This window comes from Mycobacterium sp. ML4, assembly GCF_054515735.1.
Genome location: NZ_JBTNSY010000004.1, coordinates 151688 through 172225 on the forward strand (window position 1 = coordinate 151688; position 20538 = coordinate 172225).

19 protein-coding genes and 1 pseudogene are annotated in these 20538 nt (G+C 68.0%); 8 read left to right on the top strand and 12 right to left on the bottom strand.

From position 1 onward, the window contains the following. Nucleotides 1-173: 173 nt before the first annotated feature. Entirely contained in the window at nucleotides 174-377 is a 204-nt protein-coding gene (locus ACX9NE_RS05875; protein WP_459360737.1) for a hypothetical protein, read from the bottom strand. A 317-nt stretch (nucleotides 378-694) separates the two neighbouring features. Between ACX9NE_RS05875 and ACX9NE_RS05880 the strand changes: the two genes are divergently transcribed. Beyond that, entirely contained in the window at nucleotides 695-2647 is a 1953-nt protein-coding gene (locus ACX9NE_RS05880) for a glycoside hydrolase family 15 protein (RefSeq protein WP_459360865.1), read from the top strand. A 2-nt stretch (nucleotides 2648-2649) separates the two neighbouring features. Here ACX9NE_RS05880 and ACX9NE_RS05885 read toward each other — a convergent pair whose 3' ends face one another. Genes ACX9NE_RS05885 through lepA form a run of 3 tightly spaced genes read right to left on the bottom strand, consistent with a single transcriptional unit; the run spans nucleotide 2650 to nucleotide 6124 of the window. Then, on the bottom strand, nucleotides 2650-3396 hold the full coding sequence (locus tag ACX9NE_RS05885; RefSeq protein ID WP_459360736.1) for a sensor domain-containing protein: 747 nt from the start codon (nucleotides 3394-3396) through the stop codon (nucleotides 2650-2652). Nucleotides 3397-3416: 20 nt separating this feature from the next. Next, nucleotides 3417-4157: a sensor domain-containing protein gene (locus tag ACX9NE_RS05890; RefSeq protein ID WP_459360735.1), complete on the bottom strand. Its 741-nt coding sequence runs from the start codon at nucleotides 4155-4157 to the stop codon at nucleotides 3417-3419. A 2-nt stretch (nucleotides 4158-4159) separates the two neighbouring features. Then, nucleotides 4160-6124: a translation elongation factor 4 gene (gene lepA, locus ACX9NE_RS05895; RefSeq protein ID WP_459360734.1), complete on the bottom strand. Its 1965-nt coding sequence runs from the start codon at nucleotides 6122-6124 to the stop codon at nucleotides 4160-4162. Between lepA and ACX9NE_RS05900 the strand changes: the two genes are divergently transcribed. After that, entirely contained in the window at nucleotides 6091-6702 is a 612-nt protein-coding gene (locus ACX9NE_RS05900) for a type II toxin-antitoxin system PemK/MazF family toxin (RefSeq protein WP_459360733.1), read from the top strand. The two genes, lepA and ACX9NE_RS05900, sit on opposite strands and share 34 nt — an antisense overlap. A gap of 108 nt (nucleotides 6703-6810) precedes the next feature. Here ACX9NE_RS05900 and ACX9NE_RS05905 read toward each other — a convergent pair whose 3' ends face one another. Both ACX9NE_RS05905 and ACX9NE_RS05910 read right to left on the bottom strand, forming a co-directional pair. Beyond that, nucleotides 6811-8316 (bottom strand): PE family protein, encoded by a 1506-nt coding sequence (locus tag ACX9NE_RS05905; RefSeq protein ID WP_459370703.1) that lies wholly within the window; start codon nucleotides 8314-8316, stop codon nucleotides 6811-6813. 217 nt (nucleotides 8317-8533) lie between these two features. Continuing rightward, nucleotides 8534-8962 carry a CBS domain-containing protein gene (locus ACX9NE_RS05910; RefSeq protein ID WP_459360731.1) on the bottom strand — a complete coding sequence of 143 codons (429 nt, stop codon included), beginning with the start codon at nucleotides 8960-8962 and terminating at the stop codon, nucleotides 8534-8536. A gap of 186 nt (nucleotides 8963-9148) precedes the next feature. Here ACX9NE_RS05910 and ACX9NE_RS05915 point away from each other — a divergent pair, with 186 nt between their 5' ends. Both ACX9NE_RS05915 and ACX9NE_RS05920 read left to right on the top strand, forming a co-directional pair. After that, a complete protein-coding gene (locus ACX9NE_RS05915; RefSeq protein ID WP_459360730.1) occupies nucleotides 9149-9991 on the top strand; it encodes a ribonuclease Z in 843 nt (280 codons plus the stop codon). 142 nt (nucleotides 9992-10133) lie between these two features. Then, nucleotides 10134-11534 carry a PE family protein gene (locus ACX9NE_RS05920; RefSeq protein WP_459360729.1) on the top strand — a complete coding sequence of 467 codons (1401 nt, stop codon included), beginning with the start codon at nucleotides 10134-10136 and terminating at the stop codon, nucleotides 11532-11534. Here the strand turns inward: ACX9NE_RS05920 and ACX9NE_RS05925 are convergent. Genes ACX9NE_RS05925 through ACX9NE_RS05935 form a run of 3 tightly spaced genes read right to left on the bottom strand, consistent with a single transcriptional unit; the run spans nucleotide 11531 to nucleotide 15047 of the window. After that, a complete protein-coding gene (locus ACX9NE_RS05925; protein WP_459360728.1) occupies nucleotides 11531-12370 on the bottom strand; it encodes a transglutaminase family protein in 840 nt (279 codons plus the stop codon). The genes ACX9NE_RS05920 and ACX9NE_RS05925 overlap by 4 nt on opposite strands. Beyond that, complete coding sequence (locus ACX9NE_RS05930; protein ID WP_459360727.1) at nucleotides 12370-13356, bottom strand: alpha-E domain-containing protein; 987 nt, start codon at nucleotides 13354-13356, stop codon at nucleotides 12370-12372. The genes ACX9NE_RS05925 and ACX9NE_RS05930 overlap by 1 nt, the downstream gene beginning before the upstream one ends. Continuing rightward, nucleotides 13356-15047 (bottom strand): circularly permuted type 2 ATP-grasp protein, encoded by a 1692-nt coding sequence (locus tag ACX9NE_RS05935; RefSeq protein WP_459360726.1) that lies wholly within the window; start codon nucleotides 15045-15047, stop codon nucleotides 13356-13358. The genes ACX9NE_RS05930 and ACX9NE_RS05935 overlap by 1 nt, the downstream gene beginning before the upstream one ends. 150 nt (nucleotides 15048-15197) lie before the next feature. Between ACX9NE_RS05935 and rpsT the strand changes: the two genes are divergently transcribed. Continuing rightward, the gene (rpsT, locus tag ACX9NE_RS05940; protein ID WP_459360725.1) at nucleotides 15198-15461 is read left to right on the top strand and encodes a 30S ribosomal protein S20; all 264 of its coding nucleotides are present in this window, start codon (nucleotides 15198-15200) and stop codon (nucleotides 15459-15461) included. Nucleotides 15462-15489: 28 nt separating this feature from the next. On the opposite strand, the gene holA is transcribed toward rpsT, so the two are convergent. The 3 genes from holA to ACX9NE_RS05955 are packed head-to-tail and all read right to left on the bottom strand — an operon-like array spanning nucleotide 15490 to nucleotide 18884. Beyond that, complete coding sequence (gene holA / locus ACX9NE_RS05945) at nucleotides 15490-16467, bottom strand: DNA polymerase III subunit delta (protein ID WP_459360724.1); 978 nt, start codon at nucleotides 16465-16467, stop codon at nucleotides 15490-15492. 12 nt (nucleotides 16468-16479) lie between these two features. Beyond that, on the bottom strand, nucleotides 16480-17991 hold the full coding sequence (locus tag ACX9NE_RS05950) for a ComEC/Rec2 family competence protein (protein ID WP_459360864.1): 1512 nt from the start codon (nucleotides 17989-17991) through the stop codon (nucleotides 16480-16482). Between the two features lie 44 nt (nucleotides 17992-18035). Then, a complete protein-coding gene (locus tag ACX9NE_RS05955) occupies nucleotides 18036-18884 on the bottom strand; it encodes a helix-hairpin-helix domain-containing protein (RefSeq protein WP_459360723.1) in 849 nt (282 codons plus the stop codon). A 141-nt stretch (nucleotides 18885-19025) separates the two neighbouring features. Between ACX9NE_RS05955 and ACX9NE_RS05960 the strand changes: the two genes are divergently transcribed. The 3 genes and pseudogenes from ACX9NE_RS05960 to ACX9NE_RS05970 all read left to right on the top strand — a co-directional run bounded on the left by ACX9NE_RS05960 (nucleotide 19026) and on the right by ACX9NE_RS05970 (nucleotide 20534). After that, nucleotides 19026-19805, top strand: a complete 780-nt coding sequence (locus tag ACX9NE_RS05960) for an SDR family NAD(P)-dependent oxidoreductase (RefSeq protein ID WP_459360863.1) — start codon at nucleotides 19026-19028, stop codon at nucleotides 19803-19805. 72 nt (nucleotides 19806-19877) lie between these two features. After that, nucleotides 19878-20236 (top strand): annotated as a pseudogene (locus tag ACX9NE_RS05965) (phage holin family protein). Further along, entirely contained in the window at nucleotides 20223-20534 is a 312-nt protein-coding gene (locus tag ACX9NE_RS05970; protein ID WP_459360722.1) for a DUF3618 domain-containing protein, read from the top strand. The pseudogene ACX9NE_RS05965 and the gene ACX9NE_RS05970 overlap by 14 nt, the downstream one beginning before the upstream one ends. Nucleotides 20535-20538 lie beyond the last annotated feature (4 nt).

Genomic DNA, 20538 nt, shown 5'->3' on the forward strand with positions numbered 1-20538 from the left:
GCGCCGAAAGCCGGCGCATCGAAGCGGTGGCCGCTGCCTGCATGGGGCGAAGCCTAACAGAGTTCGCGCGACCGGCAATTCGGCGGGCGATCAGTGGGTGGCGAGCCATGTGACGATGACCAGTGTCAGCAGCGCGACAAGTACGAGCGTGACGTGAGAACGCGGCATCGTCGTTATCCGGAACTCTCATCGGAGTGGCGAGCGCGGCGCAGAAGCTGGATTCCCTTGCCGAGCGCTGCGTCGAGCAACGTCGCCAGCACGTATGCCAAGCCCAGAACCACCGGCATCACCGCGAGTGCCTGAAGTACGAACGGCAGCCCGGACAGCCACAGCTCAACGCCGTCCCACCAGTTCAGAAAGCCGTTCACCGAGACCACCCTATTGGTCGTGACTGCCGACGCCAACGAGGCGGGGTTGGGATGTGCCTGTGTTCCTGTGTGCCTGCCCGGTGTATCCGGGTACCTCTCGCGCCGCCCGGCGCCGTCGCGGCGCGGTTGGCGCCGACGTAACACCTCGGTTGCGGTGGTGGACGCAGAGCAGTTCGACGGTCGATGATGTCGGGATGGTTCTGCACGCCGATACCACTGATTCGGCCAACGACAACGCCGGCTCAGCCGACGACGAAGTGGCCCCGTCGGTCGACGAGTCCCCCACGATCCACACGAGCACCGCTGTTCAACCGTTCGACCCCGCGATGCCGGTCGCTGCGGAGACGGGCGCGCCCTTTCTGTCCATCTCCCCGACGCGCAACCCCTTCCCGCCGATCGCCGACTACGCCTTCCTGTCCGACTGGGAGACGACCTGCCTGATCTCCCCGGCCGGTTCGGTGGAATGGCTGTGCGTGCCGCGGCCAGACTCCCCCAGCGTGTTCGGCGCGATACTGGACCGCAGCGCAGGGCACTTTCGACTGGGCCCCTACGGCGTCTCGGTGCCCTCGGCGCGCCGCTACCTGCCCGGCAGCCTGATCATGGAGACCACCTGGCAGACCCATACCGGCTGGCTGATCGTGCGCGACGCCCTGGTGATGGGACCGTGGCACGACATCGAACGGCGTTCCCGGACCCATCGGCGCACCCCGATGGACTGGGACGCCGAACACATCCTGCTGCGCACGGTGCGCTGCGTCAGCGGCACGGTCGAACTGATGATGAGCTGCGAGCCCGCCTTCGACTACCACCGTGAGGGCGCCACCTGGGAATACTCGGCCAATGCCTACAGCGAAGCCATCGCCCGGGCCAGCAAGCATCCCGATGCCCACCCGACGTTGAGACTGACCACCAATCTCAACATCGGGCTGGAGGGACGCGAAGCGCGAGCCCGCACCAGGATGAAAGACGGCGACGACGTGTTCGTCGCGCTGAGCTGGACCAAGCACCCGGCGCCGCAGACCTATAAAGACGCCGCCGACAAGATGTGGCAGACCACCGAGTGCTGGCGGCAGTGGATCAACATCGGCAACTTCCCCGACCACCCGTGGCGGGCCTACCTGCAGCGCAGCGCGCTGACGCTGAAGGGGCTGACTTATTCGCCCACCGGGGCGCTGCTGGCGGCCAGCACCACGTCGCTGCCCGAGACGCCGCGCGGCGAACGTAACTGGGACTACCGCTACGCCTGGATTCGCGACTCGACCTTCGCACTGTGGGGGCTCTACACCCTGGGCCTGGACCGCGAAGCCGACGACTTCTTCGCCTTCATCGCCGATGTGTCCGGCGCCAACAGCAACGAACGCCACCCGCTGCAGGTGATGTATGGCGTGGGCGGCGAGCGCAGCCTGGTCGAAGAGGAACTGAACCATCTGTCCGGCTACGACCAGGCGCGCCCGGTGCGGATCGGCAACGGCGCCTACGACCAGGTGCAGCACGACATCTGGGGTTCGGTGCTGGACTCCTTTTATCTGCACGCCAAGTCTCGCGAACAGGTACCCGAGACGCTGTGGCCGGTGCTGAAGAAGCAGGTGGAGGAGGCGGTCAAGCACTGGCGCGAGCCCGACCGCGGAATATGGGAGGTGCGCGGCGAACCGCAGCACTTCACCTCCTCGAAGGTGATGTGCTGGGTAGCCCTGGACCGCGGTGCGAAGCTGGCCGAACGCCAGGGCGAGGTGAGCTACGCCCAGCAGTGGCACGCCATCGGCGACGAGATCAAGGCCGACATCCTCGAACACGGCGTGGATTCCCGCGGCGTGTTCACCCAGCGCTACGGCAGCGACGCACTCGATGCGTCGCTGCTGCTGGTGGTGCTGACCCGGTTCCTGCCACCCGACGACCCGCGGGTGCGCGCCACCGTGCTGGCCATCGCCGACGAACTCACCGAAGAGGGTCTGGTGCTGCGCTACCGGGTCCATGAGACCGACGACGGCCTGTCCGGTGAGGAAGGCACGTTCACCATCTGCTCGTTCTGGCTGGTGTCGGCGCTCGTCGAGATCGGCGAGGTGGCCCGCGCCAAGCGACTGTGCGAGCGGCTGCTAGCTTATGCCAGCCCGCTGCACCTGTACGCCGAGGAGATCGAGCCGCGGACCGGGCGGCACCTGGGCAACTTCCCGCAGGCGTTTACCCACCTGGCGTTGATCAACGCGGTGGTGCACGTGATCAGGGCGGAGGAGGAGGCCGACGGCTCCGGGGCCTTCCAGCCCGCCAACGCTCCGGTGTGAGTTCAGCTGCGCGCACTCACCCTGTCCATCATCGCGCGCGCGATGTCGGTGGCGGTCGAGTTGACGTCCGCCGTCCCCGAGTCTGGCGGCAGTTGCCCGCCGAAAAACGAGACCTCCACCTCGATAAGGCAATTCACCCGGATCCCAATGGCACGTGCCTCCGGCCGGCGGCCACCGGAGTCGCCGTTGACCTGCATGTATACCGTTGCCGCAAGCAGCGAGCTGTCGACCCGCACGTCGGCCACTTCGTCGGTGTAGCTGAGCACACCGCCCGAAATCATCACCGTCGCGCCTTTACAGTTGTTCCACTGCTCGGCGAACTGGTCGAACAACGCGCCGGCGTCGGCAGCGGTGGGCAGTGCGACCACCGCCTCGGAAACGTCGATCACTTTCCCGGAACTGCCTGCGGCCCACCATGTCTCACGTGCCACGTTGGCGACTCTGGCGGAGTCGTACGCACTCTTGACGGTCATCATGGTGACACCGGCGCACTCGATCGGCGAGATGTCACCGGTTCCAGACTGCAACTTTTCCGGCCCGCCGAAGCGCGGCGGAATGTTGGCGTCACTCTTGAAGGGCTGATTGAGCATGCGGTTCAGAACGGCACCGTCAAGCAGCACCTGCTTGATGTCCTCCCCGATCACCGGCTTGGGCTTGAGCCCCGGCGCGGGGCGCGCCGTCCCGTCGACCGCGCATCCCGCGGCCACCACGGCGGCCGCGGTGATGACGGCGGCCCAGCGGAAACGCATCGTGTCGCCCTCCCGCCGGATCAGTTCGTGCTGGCCAGCTTGCGCATCATCAGCTTGACGAGATCAATTGCCCTGCTGCCGGTTTGGATCCGCGGTCCAAGTGTGACGTTGACGTCGACGATTACGTCGGAGACCACACCCACCGCCCGCTCGACCCGGGTCGGCGGCGTTTGATTCGTATCCCATGATTCGATGACGGTCGAAAGCATCGCGCGGCGCGACTCGACGCCGGTGATCCTCTCGAACCAGTCGATCTTGGTGGAATCCAGGGTGTGCGTGGTGACAGTGGTACCCGCGCAGGTCTGCCATTGCGCGACGAATGACGTGAACAGCCGCTGGGCATCGGCCGCCGAGGCCAGTCGTACCGCGGCCACCGTCGAGCCCAACGCCGTCACGCCGAGGTCGTAATTCCAGTAATTCTGCATCGCGACCTCGCGAACCGGTCCCTTCTCGTACACCACACGCAGGCCGCTATACGTCGGGCCGATGCAGTCGATCGGTGAGGCGTCGGCGTTGCTGCGGAATCCGTCCGGCAGCACCTCGATACCGCCCACGTGGAGGCCCGGGCTCTGTCCCGGATCGTTTCCCACCACGGCACGGATCTCTGCATCGTCAGGCATGATCTGAGCCAGTGCCGACGTCGTTGCACTCGAGCGCGGCGACGTACGCACCGATGCGCCGTCCATCGAGGTGCCGCACCCGGCTCCGAGCACGCCGACGCCCAACACGGTGACGATGCGCGCGAGGCCGGCGAAAATCATCGCTATTTCTTACCCTTGTCTCCTGGAGCCTCGGTGGACAACGCGGCCACGAACGCTTCCTGCGGCACGTCGACCCGCCCGATGGTCTTCATCCGTTTCTTGCCTTCCTTCTGCTTTTCCAGCAGTTTGCGCTTGCGGGTGATGTCACCGCCGTAGCACTTGGACAACACGTCCTTGCGGATCGCGCGAATGTTTTCGCGCGCAATGATTTTCGAGCCGATCGCGGCCTGTACCGGCACCTCGAACTGCTGTCGCGGAATGAGTTCCTTGAGCTTGGTCGTCATCTTGTTACCGTAGGCGAACGCCGAATCCCTATGGACGATCGCACTGAACGCGTCCACCGCCTCGCCCTGCAGCAGAATGTCGACCTTTACCAGCTGGGCTTCCTGTTCGCCGGCCTCCTCGTAGTCGAGGCTGGCATATCCCCGGGTGCGCGACTTCAGCGAGTCGAAAAAGTCGAAGATGATCTCCCCCAACGGCATTGTGTAGCGCAGCTCGACCCGCTCGGGCGAAAGATAGTCCATACCGCCGAGCTCGCCGCGGCGTGACTGGCTCAATTCCATGATCGTGCCGATGAATTCGCTGGGCGCGATGATGGTGGTCTTGACGACGGGCTCGTAGACGGTGCGGATCTTGCCCTCGGGCCAGTCCGACGGGTTGGTCACCACGATCTCGGTGTCATCTTCTCTGATGACCCGGTAGACGACGTTCGGTGAGGTGGAGATCAGGTCCAGGTCGAACTCGCGCTCGAGGCGCTCACGGGTGATCTCCATGTGCAGCAGACCCAGGAAGCCGCACCGGAAGCCGAAGCCCAGCGCCACCGACGTCTCTGGTTCGTAGGTCAGCGCCGCGTCGTTCAATTGCAGCTTGTCCAGAGCGTCGCGCAGATTCGGGTAGTCCGAGCCGTCGACCGGATAGAGCCCCGAGTAGACCATCGGCTTGGGTTCGCGGTAGCCGGTGAGTGCTTCCTTGGCACCGTTGCGGGCCGTCGTGACCGTGTCGCCGACCTTGGACTGGCGCACGTCCTTGACCCCGGTGATCAAATAGCCCACCTCCCCGACCCCGAGTCCCTGGCTGGGTTTCGGTTCGGGCGAGACGATGCCCACCTCGAGCAGTTCGTGGGTGGCACCGGTGGACATCATGGCGATGCGTTCGCGCGGCGTGATCTTTCCGTCGACCACCCGGACATAGGTGACCACGCCGCGGTAGATGTCGTAGACGGAGTCGAAGATCATCGCGCGAGTCGCGGCGTCAGGGTCGCCCTGCGGCGGCGGTACCTCGCGCACCACATGGTCGAGGAGATCTGCGACACCTTCCCCGGTTTTCCCGGACACCCGCAGCACCTCGCCGGGTTCGCAGCCGATGATGTGCGCGATCTCACCCGCATAGCGATCCGGGTCGGCGGCCGGCAGGTCGATCTTGTTGAGAACCGGAATGATGTGCAGGTCACGATCCAGCGCCAGGTAGAGGTTGGCCAGCGTCTGGGCTTCGATGCCCTGGGCGGCGTCGACCAGCAGCACCGCACCCTCGCAGGCTTCCAAAGCACGGGAGACCTCGTAGGTGAAGTCGACGTGGCCGGGGGTGTCGATGAGATGCAGGACGTACTCGGTGTCATCGAGTTTCCAGGGCAACCGGACGTTCTGCGCTTTGATGGTGATGCCGCGCTCACGCTCGATGTCCATCCGGTCCAGGTACTGGGCCCGCATCGAGCGCTCGTCGACCACCCCGGTCAGCTGCAGCATCCGGTCGGCCAGCGTCGACTTGCCGTGGTCGATGTGAGCGATGATGCAGAAGTTCCGAATCTGCGCCGGCGGGGTGAACGTCGTGTCGGCGAAACTGGCGATGGGAAATCTCCTGGTTGAGCGGTTTGCGAGTATGCCCAGCGTATCCGGGCAGAACAGCCGAGACACAATCACGCAGTTATGCTGCGAACATGGCACCGGGTAAGAAGTCGTCCGGCAAGTCACAGTGGAAGACGTTTCAGCGGTTCGCGGAGAACTTGGTCAACGAGGCTCCCAGGGTGGTTCAGCGTCTGCAGAACACGCAGGAGACGCTGAAGACCATCCAGCAGGCGGTGAAGATCACCGCGAACATCATGGCGATGGGTTTGCCCGCTCCGCCCGCCGAGATCACCGCCGGACGACCGGTGACCAAGACGAGCTTCCCGACGGCGCAGCGGGCCCGCAAGGTGGTCTACGCCCCCGACCTCGACGGCCGGGCCGATCCCGGCGAGATCGTGTGGACGTGGGTGGTCTACGAGGACGACCCGTCCCGAGGCAAAGACCGGCCGGTGCTGGTCGTGGGCCGGGACCGCAGCGTGCTGCTCGGCCTCATGCTGTCCAGCCAGGAACGCCACGCCGACGAACGGGACTGGGTCGCAATCGGTCCGGGTGACTGGGATTACGAAGGCAGGCCCAGCTGGGTGCGACTGGACCGGGTGCTCGACGTGCCCGAGGAAGGCATCCGCCGCGAGGGCGCGATCCTCGAGCGCGAGACCTTCGAGGTGGTGGCCGCCCGGTTGCGCGCGGAATACGCTTGGCGCTGAGCCTTCCGGCGAGCAGACGCGAAATCGCGCTGGAGCGATCGCTCCCACCGGATTTCGCGTCTGCTCGCGGGGCTGGAGGGTGGGCGATTGGGCAAGCACCTCGTTCGGCTACGAGCCGTTCGTCCCCATTTCTCCGAATAGCAGCCCGCCCGCCCCGCCGGTCCCCGCCTTGAACCCAAGATTCAAGCCCAATCCGATGTTCCCGCCGTTGCCGCCGTTTCCGATCAGCTGGGCATTGCCACCGTTTCCGCCATCACCGCTCGTGCCGCCGATGCTGTTTCCGCCGGAACCACCAGTGCCGCCGCTTCCAATCAGCCCCGAGTCGCCGCCCGCACCGCCGTTACCCGCAGCCTTCGTCTGCGTCGATCCGCCGGACCCGCCGCCGCCACCATTGCCGATCAGCGATGCCCCGGCTCCGCCGGCCCCCCCGGCGCCGCCGCCCCCGGAGCCGGTGCCGCCGTAACCGCCATTCCCCCCGCTGCCGATCAGCCCCGCAGCCTTACCGCCGGCTCCTCCCGAGCCCCCTGTGAGTTCGCCATCCCCGCCCGCTCCGCCGGCGCCACCGTCGCCGAACAGGTAGCCTGACCTGCCGCCGGTCGCACCGGTGCCGCCGGTGCCGGTAGCTGACAGACCGCTGCCGCCGCCACCACCTGCACCGCCGGCGCCCATCAGCAGACCTGCGGCGCCTCCGGCGCCCCCGGTACCCCCGATGGCAAGGCTGGCTCCGCCCGATCCACCGCTGCCCCCGTCGCCGAAGTAGCCGGCTCCGCCGGATCCGCCCACGCCGCCGGCACCACCGCGGGCATCGCCCTGACCGCCGTCCCCACCTGAGCCGCCGCTGCCGAACAGCAGCCCACCCGGGCCGCCGGCTCCGCCGGTACCGCCTGTGTCAGACCCGCCCAGACCGCCGGCGCCACCGACGCCGCCGCGGCCGAAAAAGAGCCCGCCCGGTCCGCCCGTGCCGCCGCTGCCGGCGGTGCCGCCCAACCCGAATCCGCCGGGGCCACCCGTGCCGCCGGTACCGAACAGCAGACCACCGGCGCCACCCCGGCCGCCGTCCGAATAGATGCCGCCGGACCCGCCCGCTCCGCCGTTGCCGAACAGTAGACCGCCGGCCCCGCCGTTGCCACCGGGACCGCTGGTCTGCGCCGTTGCAAGCGTGCCGGCGCCACCTACTCCACCGTTTCCGATGAGTCCGGCGGCCCCACCATTGCCGCCCCTCTGGCCCGGAGCAGAGGCGGAGCCCCCATTCCCGCCATTTCCGTACAGAAGTCCGCCGGGTCCGCCGTCAGCGCCCGATCCCGGGGCGCCGTCCGCGCCGTTGCCTATCACGGGGCGACCCAGCAGGGCTTGAGTCGGCGAATTGATCGCCGCGAGGACGTTCTCCCCCAGCGTTTGCAGCGGTGCGGCAGTGGCAGCTTCGGCGCCGGCATAGGAAGTCGCGGCCGCTACGAGGTTTCGAACGAATTGCTCGTGAAAGCCGGCCGCTTGGATGCCTAATGCTTGGTAAGCAGCGGCGTGTCGGCCGAAAAGGGCGGTGACAGCCGTCGACACTTCGTCGGCGCCCGCGGCAACCAGCGTTGTCGTCGGACCGCCGCGACTGAGTTGGCCCAGCTGACCGCCGACCCGACATCAGTCAAAATCGCTGTAGCAGAACTGAATTGATCCGGCACGACAGAGACAAATGACATGTGCTGCTCCTAGCCGATTACGATGGAGTGCGACCTAGATCATGTGATAACGCGTCATTCGCCTGCGACGCGGTGCGTTCGTACGGTTTTCGCTTGCTGCCGCGACGACCAGTGCAGCGGAAACGCCGCCGTATCCGAAGTCAGCCCTGCGTGATGTAGGACTGCAACTGCTGCTGCTCGGCTTCGAGCTCACCCATCCGCGTCTTCACCACATCACCGATGCTGACGATGCCGATCAGCTTCCTGCCGTCGAGCACCGGCACGTGCCGCACCCGGTTCTCGGTCATCAACACGCTGATGCTGTCCACCGTGTCGGCCTTCGTACAGGTGGCCACGGCGCTGGTCATGATTTTGGAGACAGGGCGCGACAGCACGCTGGGACCGTGCACATGCAGTTGGCGCACAACATCGCGTTCCGAGACGATGCCGACCACGCCCTCATCGCCCATCACCACCATCGCGCCGATGTTCTGTTCGGCGAGGCCGGCGAGCAGTTCCCGGACGGTCGCGTCGGGGTTGATCGTGGTCACCGCCGCACCCTTGTTCCGCAGGACGTCCGCGATCCGCATGCAAGCCTCCCGTCGCTTGTGATCCGATTCACACAGGCTACGACTAACTCGCGCGGCGGGAAAGCAAACAGCCGAACCCGCGGTCGGTGGTGGCCAAACCGGCACGTCAACTTGACGGCAGCGTCACACGTACCCGAATCGGCGGATTGCGCTGATAACCACGACTCGTCTTGTAAGGATGGGGCCATGATCGAAGTCACCCTGCTCGGAACCGGAAGCCCCATCCCCGATCCCAACCGCGCCGGACCCGCCACTCTGGTGCGAGCGGGCGGCCAGGTCTTTTTGGTGGACTGCGGGCGCGGGGTCTTACAGCGCGCGGCAGCGGTCGGCGTTGGCGCCGCCGGCTTGTCGGCGCTGCTGATCACCCACCTGCACAGCGACCACATCGCCGAACTCGGCGACGTGCTCATCACCAATTGGGTGACCAACTTCGCCCCGGATCCGCCCCCACTGCAGGTCATCGGGCCGCCTGGAATCGCGGAAGTGGTGCAGGCGACACTCAAGGCCTTCGGCCACGACATCGGGTACCGCATCGCCCACCATGCCGACCTGAACGCGCCGCCGCCGGTCGAGGTCCATGAGCACACCGAGGGGCCCGTGTGGGACCGCGACGGCGTCGCGATCCGGGTGGCTCCCACCGATCACCGACCGGTGGCACCGACGATCGGGTTCCGGATCGAGTTCGACGGCGCGTCCGTGGTGCTCGCGGGCGACACGGTACCCTGCGCCACTCTCGACCAATTAGCTTCTGGCGCAGACGCACTGGTGCACACCGTGATACGCAAGGACATTCTCACGCATGTCCCGCAGCAGCGGGTCAAGGACGTGTGCGACTATCACTCGTCGGTGCAGGAGGCCGCCGCAACCGCCTCTCGCGCCGGCGTGGGCACCCTGATCATGACCCATTACGTACCCGCTGTCGCGCCGGGCCAGGAGGAGCAGTGGCGGGCTTTGGCCGCCACTGAGTTCGGCGGGCGGATCGAGGTCGGCGATGACCTGCACCGTGTCGAGGTCTCGGCACAGCGGTAGCGACCGGCAGAACGCCGTTTCAGACTCGCGGTTGTCAACTTCCTCGACACGTGCCACGTCGCCTTTGCGCAGGTAGAAAGGGATGATTTCGCGCTGACATCGCGGTACGATCCGCTCCTGCCGTTCTATCGAAAGGTTCCGCATGTCGTGGTTCGCCGTGGGGCCGGAAGCGGTGGCGGCAGCTGCCGGCGACCTGGCGCACGTGGGCTCCACGATCAACGAGGCCAACCTCGTCGCGGCACTTCAGACGGCCGGCATCCCGGCTTCCGCTGCCGATCAGGTCTCGTCGGCCGTCGCGACGTTCTGGGATTCGCACGCGCAGGGTTATCGGAACATCAGCGCCCAGATGTCGGCGTTTCACGACCAGTTCGTGCAGACCCTGTCCGGCAGCGGCGCTGCTTACGCCAACGCTGAGGCGGCGGCGGCCTCACCTCTGCAGGAGCTGCTCGGCATCGTCAACGCGCCCACTCAGCAGGTGCTCGGGCGACCGTTGATCGGTGACGGCGCCAACGGCGGGACCGTCGGCGGCATCGGTCAGGGCGGTGGGGACGGCGGGCTGCTCTGGGGCAGCGGCGGCCGTGGCGGCGACAGCACGCTGTCGAATGTCCCGGGCGGCAACGGCGGCGCGGCGGGTCTGATCGGCAACGGCGGCGCGGGTGGCACCGGCGCTCTGGGCGCCGCGGGTGGACTCGGCGGCAACGCCTGGCTGCTCGGCGCCGGCGGGGCCGGCGGCACCGGCGGCACCGCCGGCGCGAGCGTCCTGGCCGGCATCGGCGGCAACGGCGGCACGGGCGGCCTGTTCTACGGCGACGGTGGCGCGGGCGGCGCCGGCGGGGCCGGCGCCGGATTCAACGCGGGCGGAGTCGGCGGCTTGGGCGGCGACGCGCAGTTCTTCGGCAACGGTGGAGTAGGCGGGCAGGGCGGGGCCGGCAACGCCACGGCCCCCGGCGGCCAAGGCGGCAACGGCGGCAGCGGCGGCGCGCTTGTCGGCAATGGCGGTCTGGGCGGCGGCGGCGCAAGCGGCGTCGTCGGCGGAGCCGGCGGTGACGGAGGTGCCTCCGGTTTCGGGTTCGGCAACGGTGGTGCCGGCGGCGCCGGCGGCAACGGCATTACGGGCTTTGGCGGCAACGGCGGCGGGGGTGGCCGGTCCGCGGTGATCTTCGGCTTCGCCGGCGACGGCGGCGCGGGCGGCGTTGGCGGGGGCACCACGGGCGGCAGCGGCGGCGAAGGCGGCGGGGCCGGGCTGTTCGGCTTCGCCGGCCACGGCGGCAACGGCGGGTCGGGCGGCGGTTTCGGCGGCGCCGGTGGACAGGGCGCGTTCATCATCGGCAACGGGGGCGCCGGCGGGGCGGGCGGCGCGGGCAATGCCGCCAGCACCAACGGTGGCCCGGGCGGGGCCGGTGGCGATGCCCGCTTCATCGGTAACGGCGGCAACGGCGGTGCCGGCGGGATAGCGGCCCCGGGCGGCACGCCCGGTCCGGGCGGGCCAGGCGGCAACCCCGGCGTTCTCGGTGTCAGCGGTGCGACCGGCCCGAACGGCTAAGCGAGCCGGGTGATTTCGACGTCCACGTCGAGGTCCGTCGCTCCGAGACCGGAGTAGATACCCTTCAACGGCGAGACGTCGGCGTAGTCGCGGCCCACACCCACACTGATGTACTGCTCGGTGATCTCGGTGTCGTTGGTCGGGTCGTAGTTCAACCAGCCGCCGACCCACGCCTGGATCCAGGCGTGGCTGCGGCCCGCCACCGTCTTGCCGATCACCGCGTCCCGCTTGGGGTGCAAGTATCCCGATACATAGCGTCCGGGAATTCCCATGCTGCGCAGCAAGATCAGCGTCAGATGAGCGAAGTCCTGGCAGACGCCCTTGCCTTTTTCCAGCGCATCCAGGCCGGAGGAATGCACGCCGGTGGTACCGGGCAGATAATCCAGCTCGCTGCGGGCCCAGCGGGACGCGGCAACGACGGCCTCACCCGGTTCGTGGTTTTTGATGATCCGCTTGCCCACGGCGGCAACACGTTTGCTGTTGGGCGTGTACGCGGTAGGCCGCAACACCTCGTCGAAGCGGTCGATGACCGCCCCCGATTTCAGCTCTTCCCAACTGGTTTTCGCCGCAGGTGGTTCCGGCCGCTCGGTCTCGACCACCGAGGAGGAGGTGACCGTCAGTTCGATGTGGGGGGCATGTAGATCGAAGGCCGTGACCGCCGTCCCCCAGTAGTCGATGTAGCGGTAGGAGCGGGTGGCCGGAATGGTCTCCACCCGATTGAGCACGACGTTCTGGCGCGTGTTGGAACGCGGAGTCAGCCGAGCCTCGTTGTAGGACGCCGTCACCGGAGACCGGTACGCGTACCCCGTGGTGTGCACCACCCGCATCCGCCACATCAGGATTCTCCTTGGCTTTGCAGGGTGTCGGCCAGCACGTCCCGCTGCCGCGCGTCCGTCCACGCCACCCACGGTGCGGCGTGAAAGTACTGCAGCGCCAAGGCATCTCCGACATCGCGGCAGGTACGCTGCAGCCCGCCGAGCCGGATCTCCAGAGTTTCGAGCAGCACCCCGGGCTGGACGAACTCCAATTCACTACGCGCCTGGCCGAGTAGCCGCTGGGCCTCGGTGGTAGCCCCGATCCGGCTCTGCGGATTGTGCAGCAACTCCTCCAGGTTGTGTTCGGCAAGCCTGAGGGAGTAGAAGACCGAGCGCGGGAAAAGCCGGTCCAGCAACATGAATTCGACCACCCTGCCGGCGTCCATCGCACCGCGATACGTGCGCAGGTAGGTGTCGTGCGCACCCGCCGACCGCAGCAGCGTCACCCACGCCGGCGACGACGCGCTGTCCCCCACCCTGGACAGCAACAACCGCACCGTCATGTCGACCCGCTCGATCGCGCGCCCCAGGACCATGAAGCGGTACCCGTCGTCGCGGGACAACGTGGAGTCGGCCAGACCGGCGAACATCGCGGCGCGACCTTCGATGAACGACAGAAACTCATGCGGCCCAAGGCGTTTGGCGGCGCGCTCACGTTCCGGCAACGCGTGGTAGGTGGTGTTGATGCACTCCCAGGTCTCGCTGGAAGTGACTTCCCGGGCCGACCGCGCGTTCTCCCGGGCCGCCGAGATCGCATCGACGATCGAGCATCCGCCTTCGGTGTTCGGACTGAACGCCACCAGGTCCGTCAACGACCAGACATCGAGTTGGTGCTCGGGCGGTTGAATGCCGAGCACTTTCAGCAACAGCCGGGACGCCTGGTCGGGGTCGACGCTCGAGTCCTCGAGCAGCTGGTGCACAGCAACATCAAGAATCCGTGCGGTGTCGTCGGCACGCTCCACGTAGCGGCCGATCCAGTACAGCGCCTCGGCGTTGCGGGCCAGCATCAGTCGGCCGTTCTCTGCTGTTGCTGCTGCTGTTGCTGCTCCTGCTGCGGCTCGACGCGGCCGTTCAAAGGCTCGCGCGGCTGTTGCTGGGGCTGGGTCTGCGCCGGCCGGGCACCATCGGGGTGCTGTTCAGGCACCGACCGCGGCAGCGACCGCACCACCTGGGCTCGCCCCAGCTCACGGGCGGCTACTGAGGTACGCGGGGCCAGTACCCAGGTGTCCTTCGAGCCGCCGCCCTGGCTGGAGTTGACCACCCGCGAGCCCTCGACCAGGGCCGTTCGGGTGAGTCCGCCGGGCAGCACCCACACCGCGTCGCCGTCGTTGACAGCGAACGGCCGCAGGTCGACATAGCGCGGCGCCAAAGTTCCTTCGACGCGGGTGGGCACGGTCGAGAGTTCCATCATCGGCTGGGCGATCCAGCTGCGGGGATCGTCTCGAATCTTCTTGCTGATCGCGGCGAGCTCCCTCTCGGAGGCTTCCGGGCCGAACACGATTCCGTAACCGCCGGAACCCTCGACGGGCTTGATCACCAGCTCGCGGATCCGGTCGAGCACCTCCTCGCGTTCGTCGTCCAGCCAGCAGCGGTAGGTGTCCACATTGGCCAGCAGCGGCTTCTCGCCGAGGTAGTACTCGATGATGGTGGGCACGTAGGTGTAGACGAGCTTGTCGTCGCCCACGCCGTTGCCGATCGAGCTGGAGATCACGACGTTGCCGGCGCGCGCCGCATTGACCAGCCCGGCCACGCCGAGTACCGAGTCCGCCCGGAACTGCAGCGGGTCCAGGAAGGCGTCGTCGATGCGCCGGTAGATCACGTCGACCTGGCGCTCGCCCTCGGTGGTGCGCATGTACACCTGGTTGTCGCGACAGAACAGATCGCGGCCCTCGACCAGCTCCACACCCATCTGGCGGGCCAGTAGCGAGTGCTCGAAGTACGCGGAGTTGTAGACGCCGGGGGTCAACACCACCACGGTGGGGTCGGCCTCATTGGTGGCCGCCGAGTTGCGCAGCGCCCGCAGCAGATGGGCGGAGTAGTCGTCGACGGTGCGCACGCGGTGGGTGGCGAACAGGTTCGGGAAGACGCGCGCCATGGTGCGCCGGTTTTCCATCACATAGGACACACCCGACGGCGAGCGCAGGTTGTCCTCGAGAACCCGGAAGTCGCCTTTGTCGTCACGGATCAGGTCGATGCCGGCCACATGGATCCGCACACCGTTGGGCGGGACGATGCCGACCGCCTCTCGGTGGAAATGCTCGCAGGAGGTGATCAGCCGGCGTGGAATCACCCCGTCGCGCAGGATCTCCTGGTCGCCGTAGATGTCGTCGAGATACAGCTCGAGAGCCTTGACGCGCTGGGTGATGCCGCGCTCCAGCCGCGTCCATTCCGCGGCCGAGATCACCCGGGGGACCAGGTCCAGCGGGAAAGGTCGTTCCTGGCCCGACAGCGAAAAGGTGATGCCCTGGTCGATGAACGCACGGCCCAGCGCGTCGGCCCTGGCCTTGAGTTCGGAGGCATCGGTGGGGGCGAGCTCGGCGTAGATGCCCTTGTAGGGACCGCGGACGTTGCCCTGAGCGTCGAACATCTCGTCGAAGGCCAGCGAGTAGGCATCCGAGGTGTTGTAGCCCTCGAAGATGCGCTCGGAACGGACGGGGGGGCGCCGCTGATTGGCCTCGATCTGGTTCGGAAGACTCACTTGTCACATGCTGCCTCAATTCCCCCATCTCGGCAGACCAAGAGTTGCGCTTTTGGGCGAAAACGTAACCGACTGATAACCTGAGCAGTCGCTGTCGGGATGCAGGTACCCCGAGCAAAGCCAAACCGAAACGGAATAAGGAACTGACGCGTGGCCAACATCAAGTCGCAGCAGAAGCGCAACCGCACTAACGAGCGCGCCCGGCTGCGCAACAAGTCGGTGAAGTCTTCGCTCCGCACGGCCATCCGCGCCTTCCGCCAGGCCACCCACGCCGGGGAGAAGGAAAAGGCGGCCGAACTGCTGGTGTCGACCAGCCGCAAGCTGGACAAGGCGGCGAGCAAGGGCGTGATCCACAAGAACCAGGCCGCCAATAAGAAGTCGGCGCTGGCGCGCTCCTTGAACAAGCTCGGCTGACGCTTCTCCGGCTAACTCCGCGGCGCCCTCAGTTCGAGGCCAGCTCCGCCACCTGACGCACCGCAGACTCCAGCGCATAATCGGCGTCGACCACAGCCCCCTTCACATTCGCGTTGAGCGTGGCCACTACCCGCGAAGCGACGGCCAGCCGATCGCGCGACCAGCGCCGGGCCTGCTTCTGCGCTTTCTGCACCCGCCAGGGCGGCATCTTCAGTTGCCCGGCCAGCCGGTAGGGGTCGCCCGACTGGGGCATCACCACGCCGATCGTGTGAATCGCCTCGGCCAGCGCGTCGGCCAGCACCACCAGAGGTTCGCCGCGCAACATCGCCCACCGCAGTGCCTCCGCAGCCCCCGCCACATCTCCGGCCACGGCCTTGTCGGCGATGTCGAAGCCCTTCACCTCGGCTTTGCCGCTGTGATATCGACGCACCGCGGCGGCATCGACATGCCCGCCGGTGTCGGCCACCAGTTGCGAACAGGCCGAGGCGAGCTCCCGGATGTCGGAGCCCACCGCATCCAGCAGCGCCGTCACGGTCTCGTCGTCGACCCTGACCTTCAGCGTGCGGAATTCACCGCGGACGAAGTCGCTGCGCTCGCTCGCCTTCGTGATTCGGGCACACGGATGCACCTGGGCACCCAACGAGCGCAGGTCGGCGGCCAGCGCCTTCGCCCGCCCCCCACCGGAGTGCACCACCACCAACACAGTGCCCGCAGGCAGGTCGGCGGCGGCCGACGCCACCAGCGCGACCGCATCCCTGCCCGCCTCGCCCGCGGCCTCGAGCACCACGATCCGTTCTTCGGCGAACAACGACGGGCTCAGCAACTCGCTGAGCTCATAGGTGCTGATGTCACCCGCCCGCATCCGATTGACCGGGACGTCGGCGATTCCGGCGTCCGCGGTGGCGCCGGCCCGCTGCCGGGCCGACCGCAATATCTGCGCGACGGCCCGCTCGATCAGCAGTTCCTCTTCCCCCAACACCAGGTGCAACGACGAAACCTCGCTCACCCCATGATGGTGTCACGAGGGTGCGACGGCTTCCGACACCGACCACGCCAATGTGCAGGCGACGGCCGCAGCACTGAGGCCCGCCAGCACGCTGCGAAACCCGCGCCACCGGGTGAGCACGACGATCAGCGCCGTAACACAGCCGACCACCAGCAGGCCGGCCGCTCCGTCCGGAACCGGCACGCTCGCTCCCGGGAAACCGGCGGCCCAGTGCGCGACGCGCAGCACCCACCACACCTCGGGCCCGGTGAACCGGATCAGCAGCTGCGCACCGGCCGGCCACCACACGGACAACACCGCGGCCGCGGTACCGAGCACGGTGATCGGCGCGATTATCGGCGCCACCACCAGATTGGCGAGGACCGCCACCGCGCTGAACCGGCCCGAGATGGCGGCGCCCAGCGGCGCCGTCAGCACCTGGGCGGCCCCGGCAACAGCGACCGCGTCGGCGAGCGGTTTGGGCCAGCCCCGCAAGACCAACCGGCGCGACCAGCCCGGTGCGACAACCACGAGGGCGCCGGTGGCTATCACCGAGAGGGCGAAACCGGCGTCGACCGCCAGTTGTGGAGCCGCCACCAACAACACCAGCACGGTTGCCGACAGCGCCGGAATCGCTTGGCGCCGCCGCGACGACAGCATCGCCGCCAGCGCGATGGCGCCCATCAAAGCCGCCCGCAGCACGCTGGCCGTCGGCTGTACCACAAACACGAACGCGGCCAGCGCCAGCGCTGCCAGCAGTACCGCGGGGCGTGGCCCGATCAGCCGCGCCGACAACAGCATTGCGGCACAGACGATCGTGACGTTGGCCCCCGACACCGCGGTCAGATGCGTCATTCCCGCCGCGCGGAATTGGCCGCTGGTCTGCGCGGGAACGAGCGAGGTGTCACCAAGCACCAGTGCCGGCAGCATCGCAGCCTGATCCGCGGACAGCACCTGGTGCACCGCGGCGGCAAACCGGCTGCGAACGGTGTGCGCCGCCCGGTACACGGGCGGGGCGCGGCCGAGCTCCGGCCGGCCCGTAGCGACGAGCACCGCGATGGTCAGATCACGGCGGCCAGGTCGGTTGATGCGGGCGGTGAACCGTACCGGCTGACCCGCCAGCACCTCTCCGAAATCCGCGGCGCTGGCGAAAACCGTTACACAGCCGGCGAGTTCGTCGTCGCGAAAGCGCCGCAGGGTGGCCCGGAACATCAGCCGGCCGCGACCCAGCGGCCGGCCCGTCTCGCTGGGGACGACAGTCACCGGGGCAACGGTGCCGAAAGCCGCGGTGATCGGGTGGCCGGCGACCGCATCGGCGCGCAACGCGATCGCCAGCCCGTACCCAGCGCCCACCACCCCGACCGCGGTCAGCCCGGCACCGATCGGCGCCAGCCACGTGGCAGGCGTACAGCGCGCCCGACGCCACAGCGCACCCGAGGTGACGGCCAGTACCGCGCAACATCCGGCCAGCGCGCCGCCGACCGGCCACACGGTCCCGGCCGCCGTCACGACCCAGGCGGTCAGCGCGGCCGGGACCAGTCGCACATCCAGGGGCTGGGCCGCGGCGTCCAGACATTGCGCCACCGGACTCAGACGCGAACCAGCGAACGCAGCTTGCCCAACCGCGCCTGCCCGATGCCGTCGACCTCGGCGAGCTGATCGACGCTGGTGAACCGACCGTTGGCCTGGCGCCACGCCACGATCGCCGCGGCGGTGACTGGGCCGACCCCGGGCAGGTCGTCCAGTTGTTCGACGGTCGCGGTATTCAAGTCAAGCGCCTCCCTGGGAGCGGCACGCGGCGTTCCCGACGTGCTCGGTCCGCCCGAGGGTGGCGGCCGGGAGGGGTTGCCGGTGCCTACCGAGCTGCCCAGTACCGCTGGTTTGCCGGACGTCGGCGCCAGCCCGACCACGATCTGTTCACCGTCGCCGAGCGGGCGCGCCATGTTGAGTCCGATAGTGTCGGCGCCGTCGACTGGTCCGCCGGCCGCCTGCAGCGCGTCGGCAATCCGCGCGCCCGGCGCCAGGGTGACCAGCCCGGGCTTGCGCACCAGCCCGACCACACTGATGACCACCGGCCGATCGGGGCCCGCGCTGGACGAGGGCTTCGGGCTGACCGAAACCCGTTCCACGGGTGGAAGTTTCGCCGAAGTCACCGGCGCCGGCCGGTCGCGCACGACGGTGAAGACTGTGATCAGCACCGCGAGCGCGGCGATGACCGCCAACGCGATGGCGCCGGTACGGCCGGGATCGGCGCGCAGCCGGGCGATCCAATTGTGCTGCGCAGACCCGTCGGGGAGCCATCGTGGCAGCAGCGAATTCGGGTCATCGGCCTCATCGGCGTCTTCGGCGTCTTCGGCGTCTTCGGAGACTTCGGGCTGCGGGTCCGGGTCCGCGGCCAACCGGCGCTGCAATCGCTCGGCGGGTAGTTCGGTTCGCATGCCGCGACGCTATGCGCGACTACCGCCACGACCGACCCGCGTGATCACGTCACCCGGGCCGTCTGTGGATCGATCCGGTTGTGTGGAAAAGCCGCTCCCCGGGCAGGTTTGATGCCCCACCCCGCGGGTAGCCACGACGCCATGGGTTTGGCAATGATTACCGGCGCATCAAGTGGAATCGGCTTCGAGCTGGCGAAATGCTTCGCCGAGCACGGCTATGACCTGGTGATCGCCGCCGAGGACGCCGGCATCGACGACGCCGCCACCCGGCTGCGGCGATGCGGCGTCCACGTCCGTCCCATCCGGGTGGACCTGCGCACCGGCAAAGAGGTGGAGAAGCTCTACCGGCAGGTCAGCGCCGAGGGCCGGCCGCTGGACGCGGCGGCGCTCAACGCCGGCGTGGGCCTCGGCGGATCCTTTGTGGACAGCTCGGTGGAGGACGCGCTTTCGCTGATCGACCTCAATGTGCGCTCGGTCGTCCACCTGGCCAGGCTGATTCTCCCGGACATGGTGCAACGCAACAGCGGCAAGCTGCTGTTCACGTCGTCGATCGCCTCGACGATGCCCGGCTCCCATCAGGCCGTCTACAACGCGTCCAAATCATTCGTCCAGTCGTTGTCGGAAGCGCTGCACGACGAATTGCGCAAGACAGACGTCACCGTCACAGCGCTGATGCCCGGCGTCACCGACACCAACTTCTTTCGGCGCGCAGGAATGGCCAACACCCGCGTTGGCCGCATGAGCCTCAAAGACGACCCCGCCGAGGTCGCCAGGCACGGCTTCGAGGCCCTGATGGACGGCGACCGCAAAGTCGTCGCGGAATCTCTGCTGACGAAGGCGATGAGCATCGGCAACCGGCTGCTGCCCGATTCGGTCAAGGCCGCGGCCAACCGGGTGATCTCGGTGCCGGCGCGGAACTGACGGAGGTCACCGGTGAGCACGAACACAGGGACCAACTCGGGACCCAACGCCGACGCGACGTTCGGCGAGCTGATGTCCCAACTGTCTTCGCAAACCGCACGACTCGTCCGAGACGAGATGCGGTTGGCGCAAAGGGAGATTGTGCAATCGGCCAAGCGCGCGGGCGCGGGCGCCGGCCTGTTCGGCGCGGCCGTCTACTGGCGTTTTTCGGTGCAGCGAGCCTCATCACCGCCGCCGTCGCCGCGCTGGCGTTGGTGCTGCCGACCTGGGCCGCGGGGCTGATCGTGGGTGCGGTGCTGCTGGCCGCCGCCGGCGTGGCGGCGCTGGTCAGCCGGCGACAAGTCGAAGAGGTGACGCCTGCCGCCCCGCAGACGGTCGAAAGTGTGAAAAAGGACCTCCAGGAAGTGACCGCCCGCCATGACCGGAGCTGAAGGCACGCCCGAGCCCGGCCCCGACGCCGGCGTTGACGACATCCGAGACGATATCGAACGCACTCGGGCCGAGCTCGGCCAGACGGTCGCAGCTCTCTCGGCCAAGATGGACGTCCCGGCGCGGGCGAAGGAAACCGCGCGCTGCACAACCAATGCTGATAGTGGCGGCCTCGGCCGCCGGCGTGGCCCTGGTGGCGCTGCTGTGGTGGCGACGCCGGCGGCGGTGAGGTCTCGGTGCACGACCCGGTTGCCGAATGCTGCCGCACAGCGCCTAACGTGCAGTGCAGGACCGCCGTAACCCC

Excerpts from the sequence above, each read along its gene's own strand:
- ACX9NE_RS05880 (WP_459360865.1), top strand. The coding sequence starts at position 695 with ATGCCGGTCGCTGCGGAGACGGGCGCGCCCTTTCTGTCCATCTCCCCG.
- ACX9NE_RS05885 (WP_459360736.1), bottom strand. The coding sequence starts at position 3,396 with ATGCGTTTCCGCTGGGCCGCCGTCATCACCGCGGCCGCCGTGGTGGCC.
- ACX9NE_RS05890 (WP_459360735.1), bottom strand. The coding sequence starts at position 4,157 with ATGATTTTCGCCGGCCTCGCGCGCATCGTCACCGTGTTGGGCGTCGGC.
- ACX9NE_RS05900 (WP_459360733.1), top strand. The coding sequence starts at position 6,091 with ATGGCACCGGGTAAGAAGTCGTCCGGCAAGTCACAGTGGAAGACGTTT.
- ACX9NE_RS05910 (WP_459360731.1), bottom strand. The coding sequence starts at position 8,962 with ATGCGGATCGCGGACGTCCTGCGGAACAAGGGTGCGGCGGTGACCACG.
- ACX9NE_RS05915 (WP_459360730.1), top strand. The coding sequence starts at position 9,149 with ATGATCGAAGTCACCCTGCTCGGAACCGGAAGCCCCATCCCCGATCCC.
- ACX9NE_RS05920 (WP_459360729.1), top strand. The coding sequence starts at position 10,134 with ATGTCGTGGTTCGCCGTGGGGCCGGAAGCGGTGGCGGCAGCTGCCGGC.
- ACX9NE_RS05925 (WP_459360728.1), bottom strand. The coding sequence starts at position 12,370 with ATGTGGCGGATGCGGGTGGTGCACACCACGGGGTACGCGTACCGGTCT.
- ACX9NE_RS05930 (WP_459360727.1), bottom strand. The coding sequence starts at position 13,356 with ATGCTGGCCCGCAACGCCGAGGCGCTGTACTGGATCGGCCGCTACGTG.
- ACX9NE_RS05955 (WP_459360723.1), bottom strand. The coding sequence starts at position 18,884 with ATGCGAACCGAACTACCCGCCGAGCGATTGCAGCGCCGGTTGGCCGCG.
- ACX9NE_RS05960 (WP_459360863.1), top strand. The coding sequence starts at position 19,026 with ATGGGTTTGGCAATGATTACCGGCGCATCAAGTGGAATCGGCTTCGAG.
- ACX9NE_RS05970 (WP_459360722.1), top strand. The coding sequence starts at position 20,223 with ATGACCGGAGCTGAAGGCACGCCCGAGCCCGGCCCCGACGCCGGCGTT.